Below are 17,579 nucleotides of genomic sequence, written 5' to 3' on the forward strand. Positions count from 1 at the left end.
GCACTTCCGCCACCCGTCCCCGACCTGCGGGGACGCCCATTCCACACCCGACCGGGAGACCACCATGCCTTCTTTCGACACGCCCGAACCGATCTCCGTCACCCTCGAACTCGGGGTCGCCCGCCTGCGGATCGCCGCGAGCGACCGGGCCGACACGGTTGTCGAGGTCCGGCCGACCGACGACGCCGACGAGTCCGACGTGCAGGCCGCCGCGCAGGTACGGGTCGACTGCACCAACGGCGCGCTCCAGATCACCGGCCCGCGGCGCGCCTTCGACTTTTCCAGGAAGAGCCGCTCGGTGGACATCTCCATCGAACTCCCGAGCGACTCCCGACTTGCCGCCCACCTGCTGATGGGCGACGTGCGCAGCACGGGCCGGCTCGGCGAGTGCCGGATCAGGACCACCGGCAACATCTGGCTGGAACGGACCGGAGCGCTGCGGCTGCACACCGGCGCCGGCCACGTCACCATCGACGGCGTCGCCGGCGACGCCGAGGTCTCCACCGGTACCGGCAAGATCCAGATCGGCGAGGTCGAGGGCGCCGCCGTGGTCAAGAACTCCAACGGTGACACCACGATCGACAGCGTCACCGGCGACGCGCGGGTACGCAACGCCAACGGCGCGGTCACCATCGAGCGGGCCGGCGCCGGTGTGGACGCGAAGACCGCAAACGGCAACATCCGGATCGCCGAGGTTGCCCGCGGCTCCGTCGCGCTCGGCACCGCCGCCGGCGACCTGGAGATCGGCATCGCCGAGGGCACCGCCGCCTGGCTCGACGTGCACACCGGGTTCGGACACGTGCGCAACCTGCTGGACAACGCCGCCACGCCGGAGACGAGCGACGAGACCGTCGAGGTACGCGGCCGCACCTCCTACGGCGACATCGCCGTCCGCCGCTCCTGACCCACCCCCATCCCGAAAGAGGACCCATGACCAGCGGACCAACCCGGACGGCGATCGCCGCGACCGGGCTACGGAAATCGTTCGGCGACCAGGTCGTACTCGACGGCCTCGATCTGCACGTACGGCAGGGCACGGTCTTCGCGCTGCTGGGCGCGAACGGTGCCGGGAAGACCACCGCGGTGCGGATCCTGTCCACCCTGATCCGCGCCGACGCCGGCGACGTCCGGGTGGCCGGGCACGACCTCGCCCGGGAGCCCGACGCGGTGCGCGCCGCGATCGGCGTGACCGGCCAGTTCTCCGCGGTGGACAACCTGCTCACCGGCGAGGAGAACCTGCTGCTGATGGCGGACCTGCGGCACCTCGGCCGGGCCGAGGGCCGGCGACGCGCCCGTACGCTGCTGGCGCGGTTCGACCTGGCCGATTCGGCCGGCAAGCCGGCGTCGACGTACTCGGGGGGCATGCGCCGGCGGCTCGACCTGGCCATGACGCTGGTCGGCGACCCGCAGCTGATCTTCCTGGACGAACCGACCACCGGCCTGGACCCGCGCAGCCGACGGAACATGTGGCAGATCATCCGGGATCTGGTGGCCGGCGGCGTCACCATCTTCCTGACCACGCAGTACCTGGAGGAGGCCGACCAGCTGGCCGACCGGATCGCCGTCCTGCACGACGGTCGGGTGGTCGCCGAGGGGACCGCGCAGGAGCTGAAGCGCCGCATCCCCGGCGGGCACGTGCGCCTGCGGTTCGCCGACCCGGGGTCCCTCGACACGGCCCTGCGCGTACTCGGTGCGGCGTCCCACGACGGCGACCCGCTCACCCTCCGGGTGCCCAACGACGGCAGCCTGCGCGCGCTGCGGACCCTGGTCGGCCGGCTGGACGACCAGGCCGTCGAGGTCGACGAGTTGTCCGTGCACACCCCCGACCTCGACGACGTCTTCCTCGCCCTCACCGGCGACCCCCACGACCGGAAGGTGACCCTCCGATGAGCACCCCGACCAGCACCGCGGCAACCACGGTGAGCCTCCGGTTCCACCCGCTGCGCGACTCGGCGACGATGCTGCGCCGCAACCTGCGCCGGATGCTGCGATACCCGTCGATGACCGTGACGCTCGTGGGGATGCCCGTGGTCATCCTGCTGTTGTTCGTCTACGTCCTCGGCGGCACGCTGGGCGCCGGGATCGGCGGTACGCCGCACCTCGGCGCGGCCGGCGGGCGGGCGGAGTACGTCAACTACGTGGTCCCGGCGATCATCCTGATGACCATCACGGCCACGGTTCAGGGAACCGCGATCTCGATCGCCATGGACATGACCGAGGGGATCATCGCCCGGTTCCGCACGATGCACATCGCCCGCGTCTCGGTGCTGACCGGGCACGTCCTGGGCAGCATGATCCAGGCCACACTCGGCCTGGTGTTCGTGATCGGCGTGGCGCTGCTGGTCGGCTTCCGCCCCACCGCCGGGCTGGACGCCTGGCTGGCCACGGCCGGCCTGCTGCTGGCGGTGACGTTCGCACTGGTCTGGCTGTGCGTCGCGCTCGGTCAACTGAGCAACAGCGTCGAGACCGCGAGCAACCTGCCGATGCCGCTGATCCTGCTGCCCTTCTTCGGCAGCGGGTTCGTGCCCACCGATTCGATGCCGGGCGGTCTGCGCTGGTTCGCCGAGCACCAGCCGTTCACCCCGATCATCGACACCCTGCGCGGGCTGCTCACCGGCACGCCGATCGGCAACAGCGCGTGGATCGCGCTCGCCTGGTGTGTCGTCATCGCGGTGGGCGGGTACCTCTGGTCGAGGCGGCTGTTCAACCGCGAGCCCGCCACCGCTCAGGGGTGACCGCTCCTGCGAACCTCAGTTCAGCTCGATGCCTCCCGACCTGCGCCGCGCTGACCGGACAACCGTCCGAACGTGCACGACCGCCCGGCCGTGACGACGCGGGAAGTTTGCCTGATCCGCACCTCGCAGAGGCGCCACCGCGTCCTTCATGGCTCAGGCGACGCTGCGGACCCCTCGTATCCAGCTCGTTTCCCTGGCAGAGCAACACTTTTTCTTCGACCAGCTCAGCGACGGGTACGACGCGTTGCTGGATGAGCAGAAGGCCGGCGGGTGCGCCTTCTATGTGCTCCTCGCTCGGGGCGACTCCGTCCTCGGCAGGTTCAACCTCTACAACATCGACGATCACAGCGCGGAACTCGGCTACCGGGTCGCGCAGCACGTTTCCGGCCGTGGCGTGGCAACCGCGACTGTCCGGCGGCTGTGCCAACTGGCGGTGGCGGAGCGATGTCCCCTCGGATCAGGGTTTGCGGGCGACCGCCCCGTACCCGGACACGTCGGCCGCGCAGGGCCGGTCCTCGGGTGCGCGGTCCGGGCGCCAGTCCACGAGCGACCCGATGCCCGGCGGCACCAGCTCCAGCCCGGTGAGGAACCGCGCGACACCGTCCCGGTCCCGCGGGACGAACGGGCCCTGCGCCGGGGTCATCACCTCCCGGATCCGGACCACCACCTCGGGCGGCAGGAAGTCCATGGTGGCGTGCGACACCACCAGGTAGCTGCCCGAGGGCAGGGCGTCGACGAGCCGCCGCACCACCGCGGCCGGATCGTCCTCGTCGCGCAGGAAGTGCAGCACGGCGACCAGCATGAGCGCGACCGGCCGGTCGAGGTCCAGGGTGGCGAGCAGGTCCGGATGCTCCAGGATCTTCTTCGGCTCCCGCAGGTCCGCGTCCAGGTAGGCGGTGCGGCCCGCGGCGGCCCCGGTGAGCAGGGCACGGGCGTGTGCCAGCACGATCGGATCGTTGTCCACGTAGACCACGCGGGCGTCCGGGGCGATGGCCTGGGCCACCTCGTGCGTGTTGTCGGCCGCCGGGATGCCCGTACCGATGTCCAGGAACTGCCGGATGCCCGCCTCGCCGGTCAGGTAGGCGACGGCCCGGCGCAGAAAGCGGCGGTTCTCCACGGCGGCGATCCGGACCGCCGGAAACGCGGCGGCGACGGCGTCCCCGGACTCGCGGTCGGCGGCGAAGTTGTCCTTGCCGCCCAGCCAGTAGTCGTAGCGCCGGGCCGGGTGCACCACACTGGTGTCGATCCGGCCGGCCGAGCCCGCGCTGTGTATACCGTCCACCGGCGACCTCCCCCGTCGATGTCGCGTCCGACCACCGTACCCGAAGATCGCCGGTCGTTGATGCCGCGATTCCGGACCGATCGGGCCGCGCCGCGGGCGTGCCAGGATCCCGGGATGCCCGCAAGCACCGAGCACACGACCGACGACGAGCACACCACGGACACCGGGCACACCGCCGGCGGCGAGCACACCGCCGGCCGCGAGCGCCCGCCCGACACCGGCGCCGCCGGCACCGCGTACACCGCCGAACCGCCGGGCCGCACCGGGCGCAGCCGGCCGACCCCGTTCGACGCCTGGGAGCGCCGCGCGTGGGCCGGCCGCGGCCGGGCGTACGCCGACAGCTACGCGGCGGCCTGCGCGTACCCGGCGGAACCCCTGCTGGACGCGGTCGGGGCGGGTCGGGGGACCCGGCTGCTGGACGCGGGCTGCGGACCCGGCGTCGTGGCCGCGCTGGCGGCCGGGCGCGGCGCCCGGGTGACCGCGGTGGACGCCGAGCCGAGCATGCTGGCGCTGGCCGCCCGGCGGGTGCCGGGCGCCGGGGTGCTGGCGGCGCTGCTGCCGCACCTGCCGTTCCCCGACGGCGCCTTCGACGTCGCGGCCGGCAACTTCGTGATCAACCATGTCGGCCGGCCGGTGGCCACGGTGGCGGAACTGCGTCGGGTCACCCGGCCCGGCGGCCGGGTGGCGCTGACCATCTGGCCCCAGCCGCCGTCGGGGATGCAGCAGTTCTGGCTCGACGTCATGGCCGCCGCCGGGCTGCGCGCTCCGGCCGGCCTCCCGACGGTCGCCGAGGAGGAGAACTTCGACCGTACCCGGGCCGGCTTCGCCGGGTTGCTGCGCGCCGGCGGGCTCACCGCGGTCACCTGCCGGCGGCTGGACTGGGAACTGCGGGTCGATCCGGAACGCTGGTGGCACGGCCCGCTGCACGGGCTGGGCGCGCTGGGCCGGATCCTGCCCCGGCTCGACCCGGTCGCACAGGCCGAGGTACGGCGGCACTACGACCGACTGATCGACCGCCGTCGTACCCCGGACGGCCTGATCGCGCTGCCCACCGGCGCCCTGCTGGCCACCGGCGCGGTGCCGACCGTCCTATCCGACTGATGGGACGGCCCCCGGCGACCCGCACGCCACCGCCTACGCTGTCGGCCATGTCCATCAGCAGGCCGATCGCCATCGCACTCGTCGTCGCCGTCACCCTCGCCGGCTGTTCGCCGCAGGACGAGGCCGACCCGGGCAGCGCACCGAGCGGGGTCGCCTGCACCAAGGAGAGCCTGCCGACGCAGACGCCGGGCCGGCTGACCATCGCCACCGACGAGCCGGCGTACGAGCCGTGGTTCCGGCAGGACAAACCGGACAACGGCGAGGGTTTCGAGGCCGCCGTGGCGTACGCGGTCGCGCAGCGGCTCGGCTACGCCCATGATGACGTGACCTGGACGCGGGTCAAGTTCGACAGCGCCATCGCCCCGGGGCCGAAGAAGTTCGACTTCGACATCAACCAGTTCTCCATCACCGACGAGCGTAAGCAGGCGGTGGACTTCTCCGCGCCGTACTACCTGGTGCGGCAGACCGTCATCGCGCTCAAGTCCTCGAAGATCGCCGGGAAGGGCTCGCTGGCCGACCTGAAGGACGCGGTGCTCGGCGCCCAGGTCGGGACCACCAGCTACCAGGCGATCACCGACGTCATCAAGCCCGACCGCAAGCCGCAGGTCTACAACAGCAACGAGGACGCCAAGAAGGCGCTCCAGAACGGACAGATCGACGGCCTCGTGGTCGACCTGCCCACGGCCTTCTACATCACCTCGGCCGAGTTGACCGACGCCACAGTCGTCGGCCAGGTCCCGCAGGTGGGCGCGCCGGAGGCGTTCGGGCTGCTGCTGGACAAGGACTCCCCGCTGACCTCGTGCGTCAGCACCGTCGTCAGCCAGCTCGACAAGGACGGCACGTTCAAGCAGCTGGAGCAGAAGTGGCTGGCCCAGGTGGCCGGGGCCACCGAACTGACGTGATCCTGGCGCAGCCACCGGCCCCGCTCGCACCGCAGCGCTCGGTCGCGCAGCAGCGGCGGATCGCGTACCGCCGCCGGCAGACCGTGCGCAGCGCGCTGGTCGCCGCCGCCTCCACGGCGGCGCTGGGCACGCTGCTGGTGGTCGCGGTGACCGGAGCTCCCGGCTGGGATCGGGTACGCGACTCGTTCCTCGATCCCACGATCGCCCGGGACGCGTTGCCGGCGATTCTGGCCGGGCTGTGGCTGAACCTGCGGCTGCTGGTGTGCTGCGCCGTGGGCGCCCTGCTGCTCGGGCTGGTGATCGCGCTGCTGCGCACGCTGCGCGGCCCGGTCTTCTTTCCGGTACGGGCGCTCGCTGCCGGCTACACGTACGCCTTCCGCGGCCTGCCGCTGATCATCGTGCTGTACGTGCTCACCCTCGGCGTGCCGGGGCTGCGCCTGCGCGGCACGCCCTCGCTGCTGGTGCTCGGCGGGCTCGCCCTGGTGGTCACCTACGCCGGCTACCTGGCCGAGGTGTTCCGGGCCGGCATCGAGTCGGTCCATCCCAGCCAGCGGGCCGCGGCGCGGTCGCTGGGACTGACCTACCGGCAGACCATGCGGCACGTCGTGCTGCCGCAGGCGGTCCGGCGGGTCGCTCCCCCGTTGCTGAACGACGTGGTCGCCCTGCAGAAGGACGTCGGCCTGGTCTCCCTGGCCGGGCCGATCGACGCGGTCCGGGCCGCGCAGATCGAGACCGCGCACACCTTCAACTACACCCCGTACGTCGTGGCCGGGGTGCTGTTCGTGCTGCTGGCCGCGCCGCTGATCGCGGTCACCGACTGGGTCACGCTGCGCTCGGCCCGGCGCCGGTCCGGAGGCTGAGGTGACCGACCGGGAGACCGAGGTGACAGACCGGGAGACCGAGGTGACGGACCGGGATGCTGCGGTGACGGACCGGGATGCTGCGGTGACCGGCCGGCCGGCGGGGCCGGCTGACCGGCCGGCGGGGGTGCCGGTGCTGCGCTGCCAGGGGCTGCGCAAGACGTTCGGCGGCCAGGTCGTGCTCGACGGGCTCGACCTGGCGGTGGCCGAACATCAGGTGACGGCCCTGATCGGGGCGTCCGGCTCGGGCAAGTCGACGCTGCTGCGCTGCGTCAACCTGCTGGAGGAACTGGACGACGGGATCATCGAACTGGACGGTGTGGACATTTCCGCTCCCGGGGTGGACGCGGATCTGGTCCGCCGTCGGATCGGCATGGTGTTCCAGTCGTACAACCTCTTTCCGCACCTGAGCGTGCTGGACAACGTCACCCTCGCGCCGCGCCGGGTGCACCGGCGGGCGCGGGCGCAGGCGGAGGAGCAGGCCCGCAGGCTGCTCGACCAGGTCGGCCTGGCCGGCAGGGCGGACGACTACCCGGACCGGCTCTCCGGAGGCCAGCAGCAACGGGTGGCGATCGTCCGGGCGCTGGCCAACTCGCCCCGCCTGATGCTGTTGGACGAGGTCACCTCGGCGCTGGATCCGGAGCTGGTGGGCGAGGTGCTGGCGATGATCCGCGACCTCAAGGCCGACGGGATGACCATGGTGCTGGCCACCCACGAGATGAGCTTCGCCCGCGAGGTCGCCGACCTGGTCTGCTTCCTGGACGCCGGGCGGGTGGTGGAGAGCGGGCCGCCGGCCCAGGTCTTCGGCGACCCGACGCAGCCGCGGACCCGCCAGTTCCTGCGCCGGATCATCGGGGCCGGCCGGCTCTGACGCCGGGTCCGGTGGTGCCGTTCCGGCCCGGCGGGCCGCCGCGCCGGACTAGTATCCGCCTCATATACCGGCAAAAGGGGGAAACCATGCCGTATCTGTCGGTCGGGGCGGAGAACTCGGGAACCATCGACATCTACTACGAGGATCATGGGGACGGGCAGCCCGTGGTCCTGATCCACGGCTTCCCGCTCAGCGGCGCGGCCTGGGAGAAGCAGGTCGACGCGCTGGTGGCGGCCGGGTACCGGACCATCACGTACGACCGGCGCGGCTTCGGCCGCTCCAGCCAGCCCGTCGACGGGTACGACTACGACGTGTTCGCCACCGACCTCGCCGAACTGCTGACCGTGCTCGACCTGCACGACGTGGCGCTGATCGGGCACTCCATGGGCACCGGCGAGGTGACCCGGTACCTGGCCCGGTTCGGCTCGGAACGGATCAGCAGGGTGGTGCTCATCGCACCGGTCCCGCCGTACCTGTTGAAGAAGTCGGACAACCCCGACGGCGTCGACCAGAGCGTCTTCGACCAGATCAGGGCCGCCATCCACACCGACCGGTACGCCTACCAGACCGCGTTCCTGCACGACTTCTACAACCTCGACCAGAACCTCGGCAAGCGGGTCAGCGAGGAGGTGGTCCGGGCCAACTGGAACGTCGCGGTCAACGCCTCGCCGATCGGCACGAGGGCCTGCGTCGACGCCTGGCTCACCGACTTCCGGGACGACCTGGCCGCCATCGACGTGCCGGCGCTGATCATCCAGGGCGACGCCGACCGCATCCTGCCGTTCCCCGCCACCGGTCAGCGGCTGGCCGCGGCGATCCCGGACAGTCAGCTCATGGTGATCGAGGACGGTCCGCACGGCATCCCGTGGACCCACGGCGACGAGATCAACCGGGAGCTGCTGACCTTCCTCAAATAGGCGCTACCGCCGGCCCACCGTCAGGGTGGACACCCCGGCGGCGGACTCCACCTCGATCCGGTCGGTGGCGTCGGCATAGCCCCGCTGTTCGAGGACGGTCCCGGCCGACACCCCGGTACGGGTGGCGCCGTCCACGGTCACCGTGCCGGCGCCGCCGCCGATCCGCACCTGCACCGGCGCGCTCCCGTCCCGCAGCACCGTCAGCCGGTGCACCCCGGCGGCCGTGCGCACGGTCACCGTGCCCTCCGGGCGGGGCAGCACGACGTCGATCCGGCTGGCGCCCCCGCCGAGGTCGATCCAGGACACCCGGCCACCGCTCAGGTCCAGCGACTCGGTGGAGGCGCCGCCGCTGACCCGGATGCTCCAGCGCCGCCCGCTGTCCAGCGTCACGTCCACGGTCGCCGATCCGCGCTGTCCGCTACCCACCAGCCGGGCCAGCACAGTGGACCCGTCGACCTTGACATCCACCCGGACCCGGGATCCGCGGGCGGTGGTGACCCGCGCCAGGTCGTCGCCGAGGTCCGCGACGCGTACCCGGATCGTGTCGGCGCCGCCACTCAGGCTGAACGTCGCCGCCGGGTGATCGTCCGCGGTGCCGGCCGGTGGGGTGGCGGCGGTTGTCGGGTCCGTGCCCGGCTGGGGACCCTCGGTCGTGGCCCCGGCCGTGGCCCGGGCGTCGGCGGAGCCCACCCGGCGGCCCGGCGGCGGCGCGGGTTCGGCCGGCGCCCCACGCCCGGTGCGTTCATCCAGCCGTCCCGCGTCGGCCCCGTCGGAGCCGTCGGAGCCGGTGCAGGACGACAGCGCCAGGACGACGAGTACGACGAGTCCGCCGCGCAGCGATCGGCGTCCGGTCTTCCTCCGCGTGGTCATCGACGCCTCCTCGGTCATGCCCGGCTACTACCCCGTCAATCGGCTACCACGCGGCGCGGCGCCGATCGGCTCAGGCCACCCCGATGGCGCCGCCCCGGTCGGGCGCGGCCACCCCGTGAACATCCGCGGGCGCAGCGATCGTCCATTGTGTGGCGTCGGCGTGCGCCCGCGGGATCGACCACGGCCGGCAACGGCTGCGCGGGTCGCGAAGGCCCGCGGACCGGTGTCACCGGCGATGGGTCGGTCGTGCCGGCTAAGCATGCCAGATCGGGAGATCTCGCCGGAACGGTGCCGGCCGGATAGGGTTCCCCGGTGACCTTCTCGATCGTCGCCCGATCCGCCGACGGGCAGCTGCACGGTGTCGCCGTGGCCAGCAAGTTCCTCGCCGTGGGCGCGGCGGTGCCGGGCGCCGAGGCGCGGGTCGGGGCGATCGCCACCCAGGCGTACGCGAACCTGGCCTATCGGCCGCAGGGCCTGACGCTGCTGCGTACCGGCGTTGCCGCGCCCGACGTGGTGGCCGGTCTGGTGGCCGCCGACCCCGGCCACGACCAGCGGCAGGTCGGCGTGGTCGGCGCCGACGGCGACGGCGCCACCTACACCGGCGCGGGCTGCCACGACTGGGCCGGCGGGCAGGCCGGACCCGGCTGGGCGGCGCAGGGCAACATCCTCACCGGGCCCGAGGTCATCGACGCCATCCGGGACGCCTGGCTCGCCGGCGCCGACGAGCCGCAATTCCCGGTACGACTGCTCGCGGCGCTGCGGGCCGGTGACCGCGCGGGTGGCGACCGGCGTGGCCGGCAGAGCGCGGCGCTGCTGGTGGTCTGCCCCGGCGGCGGGTACGGCGGTGGCAGCGACGTCCTGGTCGACCTGCGGGTGGACGACCACCCGGATCCGGTCACCGAGTTGGGCCGGCTGCTGGACATCCACACGATGCTGTTCGGGAAGCCGGACCCGGCGACGCTGCTCGACCTCACCGGCGACCTGGCGGCCGAGGTGCGCCGGCGGCTCACCGCGCTCGGCCATCCGCCGGCCGGCGACGATCTGGACCCGGCGCTGGACTCCGCCCTGGACTCTGCCCTGGACTCCTGGGCCGGCGTGGAAAACCTGGAGGAACGCCTCGTCCCCGGCCGGATCGACCCGGTGGTGCTCGACCACCTGCGCCGGCTCTCCTGAGCCCGACCCGCCGGCCGGGCCGCCGCGGACCTGGACCGCTGGGGTGGGCCGGAACCGCCGGCCCGGATCGCTTGGAGCGCGGACCGGGACCCGCCGGCCGGGACGTCTGAGCGGGCCGGGACGTCTGAGCGGGCCGGGACCGCCGGCCGGAGCCCCTCTGGGCCGGTCAGCCGAAGGACAACCAGCGCAGGCCCAGCTCCGCCACGGCGGCCCGTTCGGCGGGGCGCAGCGGCGACCGTCCGGTGGCCTTGGCGATGAAGGTGAGCCGATCCCAGCCGAGTTCCGGACAACGCGCCGTGGAGCCCTCCATCGGACCGGCTTGCGGACCCGGACCGGCTCCCGGACCGGCTGCCGGACCCGGACCGGCTGGCGGACCCGGATTGGCTTGCGGCCCGGCTGGCGGACCCGGATTGGCTTGCGGCCCGGACCCGTCCGCCGCGGCGCCGGGCCGCAGCAGCAGCCCTTCGATCACCATGGCCGCCGGCTCCGTCAACCATGGCCGGCGGTCCAGCGCCGCCGCCAGGTCCAGCCCGTGCACGCCCAGCTCGACCACCCGGGTCAGCAGGAACTCGTCCAGCTCCATCCGGTCACCGTGCCGGGTCGCCACCACGCGGTCGGCCGGCTCGGCGGCGGCCGCCGCGGCCGCCGCACGCCAGACCCGGTCCAGGTCCTCGACCAGGTCCCGCCCGGAGGGTACGGCGGCGGCCTCGCTCCGCGCGGCGGCGACCCGCGCGCCGTCGGTGGCGGCGGTGAACTTGCTCGGACCGTAGTATCCGGCGGCGTCCACCTCGGCGGGGCCGGGCGCCGGACCGGCGAGCATGTCGATCAGGCGGGCCGTCGCCGTCCGGACGTGCGCCAGCAGGTCCGCGACGGTCCACGGCTGGCAGGCGGTGGGCCGCGCGAAGTCCGCGGCCGCCAGCGCACGCATGGCCCCGACCAGTTGCCGGGCCTCCGCTTCGAAGGCCGCCCGCACGCCGCCGGTGTCCATGCTCCGCGCGGTCACGACGCCGGGGTACGCGGGGAGACCGTGCGCCGGGGTGCGGGCGGGCCGGCGGGGGCCAACCGGGGCACCACGCGGTGCACACCGGCCAGCACCAGACCCATCACCAGGCAGGTGGTGCCGGTGATCCCCAGCGCGCTGCCGGCGTACGCGATCAGCAGGCGGTTGTCGCTCAGCTCGTCCGGCGGGGTGGGTCGCAGCGCAAGGGTCCAGTCGGCGGCGTACCAGGCGATGCCCAGCATGGCCGCGGCGGCCAGCAGCAGCAGGCCGGTCGCCACCCGGTGCGCGTCGGCGGACCTCGGCTCGGTGTCCACCCGGTCGGTCAGCAGCAGCCCCAGCCCGATCAGCGACGCCCAGGCGCCGACGATCAACAGCGAGGCGACGGCGTCGCTCGGCCGGTGCCAGCCGGCCGAGAGCGTGGCCACGCCGGCCAGCGCCGTGTACGTGGCACCGAGCAGTGCCCCCCAGGCCCGCGCGGTGCGCGGCAGCACCATGATCAGCGCCACGGCGACCGACGCGGCCACCGCGGTGTGCCCGCTGGGCAGGCTGTTGCCGGCGGCGGCGCGCTCGGGATCGATGCCCAGGTCCGGCCGGATGAGCAGGTACTTGAGCACCTGTACGGTGATGTTCGCCCCGGCGATCAGCAGCGTGGCGAGGATGGCCAGCGCGATCCGCCGCCGGATCAGCGCGATGAAGCCGATCACCGTCGTGGCCACCAGCAACGATGCCACGGACATGGCGTTCAGCACGGTGGCCACCAGGCCACCGATATGGTCGCGGCCGATGTAGTTGCCGGTGAGGGCGACCGTGTCCAGCCACTGACCGCTCTTGGTGAGTACGGCGTAGCGCCACAGCGCGGCGAACGCGGCCAGGTGGACGGCGGTCAGGAACACCAGCCAGGTGGCCATCAGGCCGGTCCGCCGTTCTTGCATGCGCAGAGGCTAGCGGGCCGTGGGCGCCACCGCGCTGCGGGAGGGTGGTTTTGCCGGGTACGCGGCAGCGTGTCGCGGCGGCGTGCCCGGGACGGGGTGCTCCGGGGGCGTGGCCCGGACGGCGTGGCCGGGCGACGTGCCCGGGACGGGCTGCCGCGGGCGGCGTGTCCCGGGACGGCGTGGCCCGGGGTGCGCGGCCTGGTGGTGCCGGCCACGCTTCCCGCCGCCTCGTCGGTTGGTTAGGGTGCCCTCAGTACCTGGGAGGGGGGACGCCCATGCCGGCCGGTCCGGAGCGGGCCCGGGACGAGTCGCTGACCGAACTGCTCGGCGGACGTCGCGGCGCTGTGGACGCCACCGCGCCGCCGGTGGCGTTCGGGGCGGGCTGGCTGCTGGGCGGCCAGTCCATCCTGGCCGGGGTGATCGCCGCCCTGGTGGTCGGAGTGGCGATCGCCGGCTGGCGACTGCGCCGCGGCGACCGCCCCCGGTCGGTGCTGATCGGACTGCTCGCGGTCTGCGTCGCCGCCCTGGTGGTGCTGCGCACCGGCCGGGCCGCGGACTTCTTCCTGCTCCAGGTCGTGTCGAACGCGGCCAGCGCGCTCGCCTTCGCGGTGAGCATCGTGCTGCGCTGGCCGCTGCTCGGCGTGGTCGTCGGCACGGTGCTGGGCCAGCGTGGCCGGTGGCGGCGCGATCCGGTGCTGCTGCGCGGGTACGGCCGGGCAAGCTGGGTGTGGGCGGCGCAGTACACCCTGCGGGTGCTGGTGTTCGTGCCGCTGTATCTGGCCGATCAGGTGGTCGGGCTGGTCGCCGCCCGAGTGGTGCTGTCCTGGCCGCTGGTGGCCGCGACCCTGGCGGTGAGCTGGTGGGTGATCCGCCGGTCGCTGCCGCCCGAACACCCCGGCCTGCGTCATCCGGTCCAGCCGGCGCCCGCCCCGTGATCAACTCGTCTTCGGTGAAGTTGGGGTGTTCCGGCCGCCGCAACCCCCCGACTTCACCGAAGACGAGTTGACCTTGACACTCGTCGCGCGGCCTAGCCCGCGGAGAGCTGGTTGTAGCAGCCGGCGGCCTCCTGGCCGGAGAGCGCGCGGATCGCGGTCATGATCTCGTCGGTGATCTCCCGGCGCCGGGTGGCCTCGGGACGGCCGGCGTCCCGGTCGAAGCGCAGCGGCGTGCCGAAGCGGATGGTGACCCGACCCGGTCGGGGCAGTCGGGCGCCGACCGGCTGGATGCGGTCGGTGCCGAGCACGGCCACCGGTACGACGGGCGCGCCCGAGGCGAGCGCGAGCCAGGCGACCCCGGTGCGACCGCGGTAGCTGCGCCCGTCCCGCGAGCGGCTGCCCTCCGGGTGGATACCGAACGCCCGACCCCGGGCCAGGACGCCGAGCGCGATGTCGAGGGCGTCCCGTGCGGCCCGGTGCCCCCGCGGGGACGGGGATGGCCTCGACCCCGGTGAGCCAGGTACGCAGCAGCCGGCCGGTGAGGCCCGGCCGCCGGTAGTACTCCTGCTTGGCCAGAAAGGACACCGGCCGCGGGGCCACCACCGGGATCACCACGCTGTCCAGTACGGAGATGTGGTTGGCCGCGATGATCACCGGCCCGCGGCGGGGCACGTTGGCCCGGCCCTCGACCGTGGGGTGCAGGATCAGCCGGGCCAGCGGCGCCACGACCAGTCTGGTGGTGCGTTGTACGAGCACGTCGCCCTCCGGGAGGTCGCGGTCGGATCGTGGGCAGGTGGCGGTCGGGTGGCGCCAGGTGGTCACGGTGGCGGCCAGGTCCCGGACCGGCGGTCGGCCGGGCGGAGGTGGGCGTCGAGGGCGGCCCGCAGTACGGGTGTCACGTCCTGGGCCTGGACGACCAGTTGGAGGCTCCCCCAGGCGCGCAGTTGGGCGAGGCCGTGCAGGTTCGCCCACAGCGCCGCGGCCACCACCTCCGGGTCCGGCGGCCGGGGCGGCACCTCGGGCCGCTCGGACAACGTCGCGGGCGGCGCCTCGGGCCGCTCGGACAACGTCGCGGGCAGCGCCTCGGGCGGGTCGGACGGCGCCTCGGACAACGCCTCGGGCGGCGCCGACCCGGCCTCGGGCCGCCGGGTCAGTGCCTCGGCGACCAGCCGGGCGAGGGTGTCGAAGAGTGGCCGGCTGGCCTGGCGCAGCCCTTCGGCGCTGCCCTGGAGCAGGTCGTGCCGGAACATCAGCGCGAACATCTCGGGTCGGGTCTCGGCGAAGCGCAGATAGCCGTTCGCCACGGCCAGCATCCGGGCGTACGGGTCCGGATGGTCGGCCGCGACGGCGGCGCCGACCTCCGCGGCCAGCGCCCGGTAGCCCTCCCGGGCGATGGCGGCCAGCAGGTCCCGGTGGGTCGGGAAGTGCCGGCGCGGGGCGCCGTGCGAGACGCCGGCCCGGCGGGCGATCTCCCGCAGCGTCAGGCCGGCCACGCCCTCCCGGGCGAGCAGTTCGACGCCGGCCCGGACGAGCCGGGACCGTAGGTCCTCTTCGGTCGGCACGGACCGTGTCTACCGCATGCGAGTAGACAGTGTCTACCTCCGGGTGGCCGGGGTAACACGGCGACGCCTCCGGGCGCGTGGAAATTGCGGCCACCGGAACTGTCGCATTGCCGCACTTCGCTCCCCCACGTCCGCGCCGGACCGTCCAACTGGCGGCGGATGAATACCATTGCCGTGCCATTGCGCTGCCGGACGTCGACGCAGAGCCTTCACCTCCACAGGGACGGAAGCCGTGTACGAACTACAACGGCGGTTCATGACCCTCTCCGCCCGGACCCGGGTGGCGGTGCTGGCCGCCACCGTCGCCGCGCTGCTCATCACCGGTACGGCGATCTGGAGTCTGGCTGCGCCGGATGACGACACGATCAACGCCTACCTGCACAGGTCCGGCCTGGCCGGTCGGCACGAGCTGCGGGTCGGCATCTTCCAGGACCAGCCGCTGCTGAGCTACGCCGAGCCGAAGGATCGGAATTCCACCCGGCTCAAGGACCACGCGGGATTCGAAATCGAGCTGATCCGGGAACTCGCGAGCTACCTGGGTTTCACCGAGGACTCCGTGAAGGTGATCGACACCCAGGTGCAGAACCGGGGAAAGGATCTGAACGACAACACCGTCGACGTGGTGGTGGCCTCCTTTTCGATCACCCCGGATCGGGAGCGGGACGAGGTCGACTTCGCCGGCCCGTACCTCAAGACCGAGCCGGAGGTCCTCATGCGCACGGGCAGTTGGGCGGAGGACAGCATCACCATCCGGAATCTCGCCGACCTGCACGGAAGGCTCTGCACCATCGGCAGCTCCACCTCCGACGACGCGTTGCGCACGAAGGACATCAACGACTTCGACGGCCGCGCGACCAGCGACGACTGCGTCAAGGGTCTGCTCGACAGGAAGTACGACGCGTTCATGCTGGACAGCGTCGTGCTCGCCGGATACATCGAGCAGCATCCGAAGCAGTTGAAGCTGGTGGACCTGGTGCTCAACCAACAGGAGAAGTACGGCATCGCGGTCGCCAACCACGACGAGTACCTGCGCCAGGTCATCGGAAACTTCCTCCAGGACAGCTACGAACGCGGCGACGCCGGGGCGTGGCAGCACGCCTGGGACCGGACCCTGGGCCGGGTGCTCGGGGACAGTTCCCAGCCCCGACCGGAAGGCGTGCGGGTGCTGCGCGACTACCAGGACGGGTTCCAGGCGCAGCCTGCGCCGTACCAGCCCGCGCAGCGACCGCCCGCGACCGGGCCACCGCGGGCACCGGCCGTGCGGGTACGCGACGCGCGCCGGGCCAGGCGGCGGTGAGCGAGCCGACACCGCGGGCCGAACCGATCCGGCCGTTCGACCGGGAGGCGTTCTGGACGCTGGTGGTCGCGCTGCCCGCGCTCATCTCCATTCTCCGGCTCTGGGCCGAGGCCGGCGGCGACCTGGAGACCACCCTGCTGCTGGTCTCCAACGTCGGACCGGTGAACCTCATCGCCGGCCTGGTGGTCACCGCCACCTGGCTCGTCTCGGCGGTCCTGGTCGCCATCTTCGCCATCGGAACGGTGACCCGCGCCGCCCTCCCCGGCGGCACCGAGCGGTACGGCTGGGCCGCGTTGTTCGCCCGGCTCGCGGCGGCGGCGCCGGGTTGGCTGCGGCTCATCGCCTTCGTCCTGGCCGCCCTCACCTGGCAACTGCTGTTCCTGCCCTGGTTGATTCTCGCCGCGTGCGCGGCGTTCGGCTGGTACCCGTCGGGTCCGCGGCGCCGGTTGGTGGGCTGGGTGCTGGCCGGGGCCGGCTACCTGGCGGCCACCGGGCCGGTGGTGGCGGCGGCGGTCGGACGCGGCTACGTCGTGCCGCTGCTGCACCTCCTCGGGCCGCCGGTGCTGCTGGCCCTCGGCGCGGCCCGGCCGATGCCGGCCGCCGCGGCCCGGCCGTTCGCGTCGGCGACGCAGGCCGGTACGGCGCTGCTCGCGCTGGCGGCCGCCGCCCCGGTGCTCGCGACGCCGGTGCTGCCGCTGTCCGTGGTGACCGTCGGCGTGGCGGACGAGGACCAGCCCCCGCAGCCGATCCGGGGCCACGTGGTCGAGGTGAACGATGCCACCACGGCGATCCTGCGGGCGCACGGTGGCGTGGTGTTCGTCGACAACCAGCAGGTGAAGGCCCGGGTGCTCTGCCCCGACGAGGGTGCGACCCCGCGATACCGGCTGTGGATCCTCGGCGTACACGTCGAGAACTCGTTCTTGCAGGGCGCCGGTCGACTGCGCCGGCCGGCGACGCCGGTCGACCCCCGCTGCCGGCCCACGATCCCGGAGCGGGCGGCCGGGGACGAACCCGCCTGAGCAACCCGCGCCGGACGCCGGACCGCCGCCGGGGGCCGCGCCCGAAGGCGCGGTCCCCGGCGGCGGCTGGACGTCGGAAAGGGGTGGCGGGCCGGACCGGACCGCTGCGTCGGCCAGTCCGGC

At 73.4% G+C, this 17,579-nt stretch carries 18 protein-coding genes and 3 pseudogenes; 13 read left to right on the top strand and 8 right to left on the bottom strand.

Annotation, left to right across the window (positions count from 1 at the left end):
* Positions 1-64 precede the first annotated feature (64 nt).
* The 4 genes and pseudogenes from CIK06_RS18920 to CIK06_RS18935 form a co-directional block, all read left to right on the top strand.
* Complete coding sequence (locus tag CIK06_RS18920; RefSeq protein ID WP_095565948.1) at positions 65-904, top strand: DUF4097 family beta strand repeat-containing protein; 840 nt, start codon at positions 65-67, stop codon at positions 902-904.
* A gap of 26 nt (positions 905-930) precedes the next feature.
* Positions 931-1,890, top strand: a complete 960-nt coding sequence (locus CIK06_RS18925) for an ATP-binding cassette domain-containing protein (protein ID WP_095565949.1) — start codon at positions 931-933, stop codon at positions 1,888-1,890.
* Entirely contained in the window at positions 1,887-2,735 is an 849-nt protein-coding gene (locus tag CIK06_RS18930; RefSeq protein ID WP_095565950.1) for an ABC transporter permease, read from the top strand. The genes CIK06_RS18925 and CIK06_RS18930 overlap by 4 nt, the downstream gene beginning before the upstream one ends.
* Positions 2,736-2,883: 148 nt before the next feature.
* Positions 2,884-3,114, top strand: a pseudogene (locus CIK06_RS18935) (hypothetical protein); the annotation flags it as partial.
* Between the two features lie 78 nt (positions 3,115-3,192).
* Here the strand turns inward: CIK06_RS18935 and CIK06_RS18940 are convergent.
* Positions 3,193-4,017 (bottom strand): SAM-dependent methyltransferase, encoded by an 825-nt coding sequence (locus tag CIK06_RS18940; RefSeq protein ID WP_232533728.1) that lies wholly within the window; start codon positions 4,015-4,017, stop codon positions 3,193-3,195.
* A 114-nt stretch (positions 4,018-4,131) separates the two neighbouring features.
* Between CIK06_RS18940 and CIK06_RS18945 the strand changes: the two genes are divergently transcribed.
* The 5 genes from CIK06_RS18945 (at position 4,132) to CIK06_RS18965 (ending at position 8,668) form a co-directional block, all read left to right on the top strand.
* On the top strand, positions 4,132-5,118 hold the full coding sequence (locus CIK06_RS18945; protein WP_095567953.1) for a class I SAM-dependent methyltransferase: 987 nt from the start codon (positions 4,132-4,134) through the stop codon (positions 5,116-5,118).
* A 47-nt stretch (positions 5,119-5,165) separates the two neighbouring features.
* On the top strand, positions 5,166-6,020 hold the full coding sequence (locus tag CIK06_RS18950) for an ABC transporter substrate-binding protein (protein WP_095565951.1): 855 nt from the start codon (positions 5,166-5,168) through the stop codon (positions 6,018-6,020).
* Positions 6,017-6,880: an amino acid ABC transporter permease gene (locus CIK06_RS18955; protein ID WP_232533729.1), complete on the top strand. Its 864-nt coding sequence runs from the start codon at positions 6,017-6,019 to the stop codon at positions 6,878-6,880. Before CIK06_RS18950 ends, CIK06_RS18955 begins: the two co-directional genes overlap by 4 nt.
* 127 nt (positions 6,881-7,007) lie before the next feature.
* Positions 7,008-7,751, top strand: a complete 744-nt coding sequence (locus CIK06_RS18960; protein WP_095567955.1) for an amino acid ABC transporter ATP-binding protein — start codon at positions 7,008-7,010, stop codon at positions 7,749-7,751.
* An 86-nt stretch (positions 7,752-7,837) separates the two neighbouring features.
* Positions 7,838-8,668 carry an alpha/beta fold hydrolase gene (locus tag CIK06_RS18965; RefSeq protein WP_095565952.1) on the top strand — a complete coding sequence of 277 codons (831 nt, stop codon included), beginning with the start codon at positions 7,838-7,840 and terminating at the stop codon, positions 8,666-8,668.
* Positions 8,669-8,671: 3 nt separating this feature from the next.
* Here the strand turns inward: CIK06_RS18965 and CIK06_RS18970 are convergent, their stop codons facing one another.
* Complete coding sequence (locus tag CIK06_RS18970; protein WP_157756859.1) at positions 8,672-9,538, bottom strand: hypothetical protein; 867 nt, start codon at positions 9,536-9,538, stop codon at positions 8,672-8,674.
* A gap of 312 nt (positions 9,539-9,850) precedes the next feature.
* On the opposite strand from CIK06_RS18970, the gene CIK06_RS18975 reads away from it, so the two are divergent.
* Positions 9,851-10,711: a DUF1028 domain-containing protein gene (locus tag CIK06_RS18975; RefSeq protein WP_095565954.1), complete on the top strand. Its 861-nt coding sequence runs from the start codon at positions 9,851-9,853 to the stop codon at positions 10,709-10,711.
* Between the two features lie 166 nt (positions 10,712-10,877).
* Here CIK06_RS18975 and CIK06_RS31415 read toward each other — a convergent pair whose 3' ends face one another.
* Positions 10,878-11,714 (bottom strand): maleylpyruvate isomerase N-terminal domain-containing protein, encoded by an 837-nt coding sequence (locus CIK06_RS31415; RefSeq protein ID WP_232533730.1) that lies wholly within the window; start codon positions 11,712-11,714, stop codon positions 10,878-10,880.
* The gene (locus CIK06_RS18985; RefSeq protein WP_369916227.1) at positions 11,711-12,649 is read right to left on the bottom strand and encodes a phosphatase PAP2 family protein; all 939 of its coding nucleotides are present in this window, start codon (positions 12,647-12,649) and stop codon (positions 11,711-11,713) included. The genes CIK06_RS31415 and CIK06_RS18985 overlap by 4 nt, the downstream gene beginning before the upstream one ends.
* A gap of 269 nt (positions 12,650-12,918) precedes the next feature.
* On the opposite strand from CIK06_RS18985, the gene CIK06_RS18990 reads away from it, so the two are divergent.
* Positions 12,919-13,578: a DUF3159 domain-containing protein gene (locus CIK06_RS18990; RefSeq protein ID WP_095565956.1), complete on the top strand. Its 660-nt coding sequence runs from the start codon at positions 12,919-12,921 to the stop codon at positions 13,576-13,578.
* A gap of 92 nt (positions 13,579-13,670) precedes the next feature.
* On the opposite strand, the gene CIK06_RS31420 is transcribed toward CIK06_RS18990, so the two are convergent.
* From CIK06_RS31420 to CIK06_RS29570, 4 genes and pseudogenes are all read right to left on the bottom strand, one after another.
* A complete protein-coding gene (locus CIK06_RS31420; RefSeq protein WP_232534402.1) occupies positions 13,671-13,892 on the bottom strand; it encodes a hypothetical protein in 222 nt (73 codons plus the stop codon).
* A 51-nt stretch (positions 13,893-13,943) separates the two neighbouring features.
* Positions 13,944-14,030, bottom strand: a pseudogene (locus tag CIK06_RS31980) (1-acyl-sn-glycerol-3-phosphate acyltransferase); the annotation flags it as partial.
* A 130-nt stretch (positions 14,031-14,160) separates the two neighbouring features.
* A pseudogene (locus tag CIK06_RS31985) lies at positions 14,161-14,400 on the bottom strand (lysophospholipid acyltransferase family protein); the annotation flags it as partial.
* Entirely contained in the window at positions 14,397-15,140 is a 744-nt protein-coding gene (locus CIK06_RS29570) for a TetR/AcrR family transcriptional regulator (protein WP_157756860.1), read from the bottom strand. The pseudogene CIK06_RS31985 and the gene CIK06_RS29570, both read right to left, overlap by 4 nt.
* 256 nt (positions 15,141-15,396) lie before the next feature.
* Here CIK06_RS29570 and CIK06_RS19005 point away from each other — a divergent pair, with 256 nt between their 5' ends.
* Positions 15,397-16,437, top strand: a complete 1,041-nt coding sequence (locus CIK06_RS19005; protein ID WP_157756861.1) for a transporter substrate-binding domain-containing protein — start codon at positions 15,397-15,399, stop codon at positions 16,435-16,437.
* Positions 16,434-17,456, top strand: a complete 1,023-nt coding sequence (locus CIK06_RS19010) for a hypothetical protein (RefSeq protein WP_095565958.1) — start codon at positions 16,434-16,436, stop codon at positions 17,454-17,456. The genes CIK06_RS19005 and CIK06_RS19010 overlap by 4 nt, the downstream gene beginning before the upstream one ends.
* Positions 17,457-17,579: the final 123 nt, after the last annotated feature.

Source organism: Plantactinospora sp. KBS50, from assembly GCF_002285795.1.
Taxonomy (GTDB): Bacteria; Actinomycetota; Actinomycetes; order Mycobacteriales; family Micromonosporaceae; genus KBS50.

What these genes read in the sequence shown, in the direction of transcription:
- CIK06_RS18990 (WP_095565956.1), top strand. Translation starts at nt 12,919, where the DNA reads ATGCCGGCCGGTCCGGAGCGGGCCCGGGACGAGTCGCTGACCGAACTG.
- CIK06_RS18930 (WP_095565950.1), top strand. Translation starts at nt 1,887, where the DNA reads ATGAGCACCCCGACCAGCACCGCGGCAACCACGGTGAGCCTCCGGTTC.
- CIK06_RS18925 (WP_095565949.1), top strand. Translation starts at nt 931, where the DNA reads ATGACCAGCGGACCAACCCGGACGGCGATCGCCGCGACCGGGCTACGG.
- CIK06_RS18920 (WP_095565948.1), top strand. Translation starts at nt 65, where the DNA reads ATGCCTTCTTTCGACACGCCCGAACCGATCTCCGTCACCCTCGAACTC.
- CIK06_RS19005 (WP_157756861.1), top strand. Translation starts at nt 15,397, where the DNA reads ATGACCCTCTCCGCCCGGACCCGGGTGGCGGTGCTGGCCGCCACCGTC.
- CIK06_RS18945 (WP_095567953.1), top strand. Translation starts at nt 4,132, where the DNA reads ATGCCCGCAAGCACCGAGCACACGACCGACGACGAGCACACCACGGAC.
- CIK06_RS18965 (WP_095565952.1), top strand. Translation starts at nt 7,838, where the DNA reads ATGCCGTATCTGTCGGTCGGGGCGGAGAACTCGGGAACCATCGACATC.
- CIK06_RS18950 (WP_095565951.1), top strand. Translation starts at nt 5,166, where the DNA reads ATGTCCATCAGCAGGCCGATCGCCATCGCACTCGTCGTCGCCGTCACC.
- CIK06_RS18970 (WP_157756859.1), bottom strand. Translation starts at nt 9,538, where the DNA reads ATGACCACGCGGAGGAAGACCGGACGCCGATCGCTGCGCGGCGGACTC.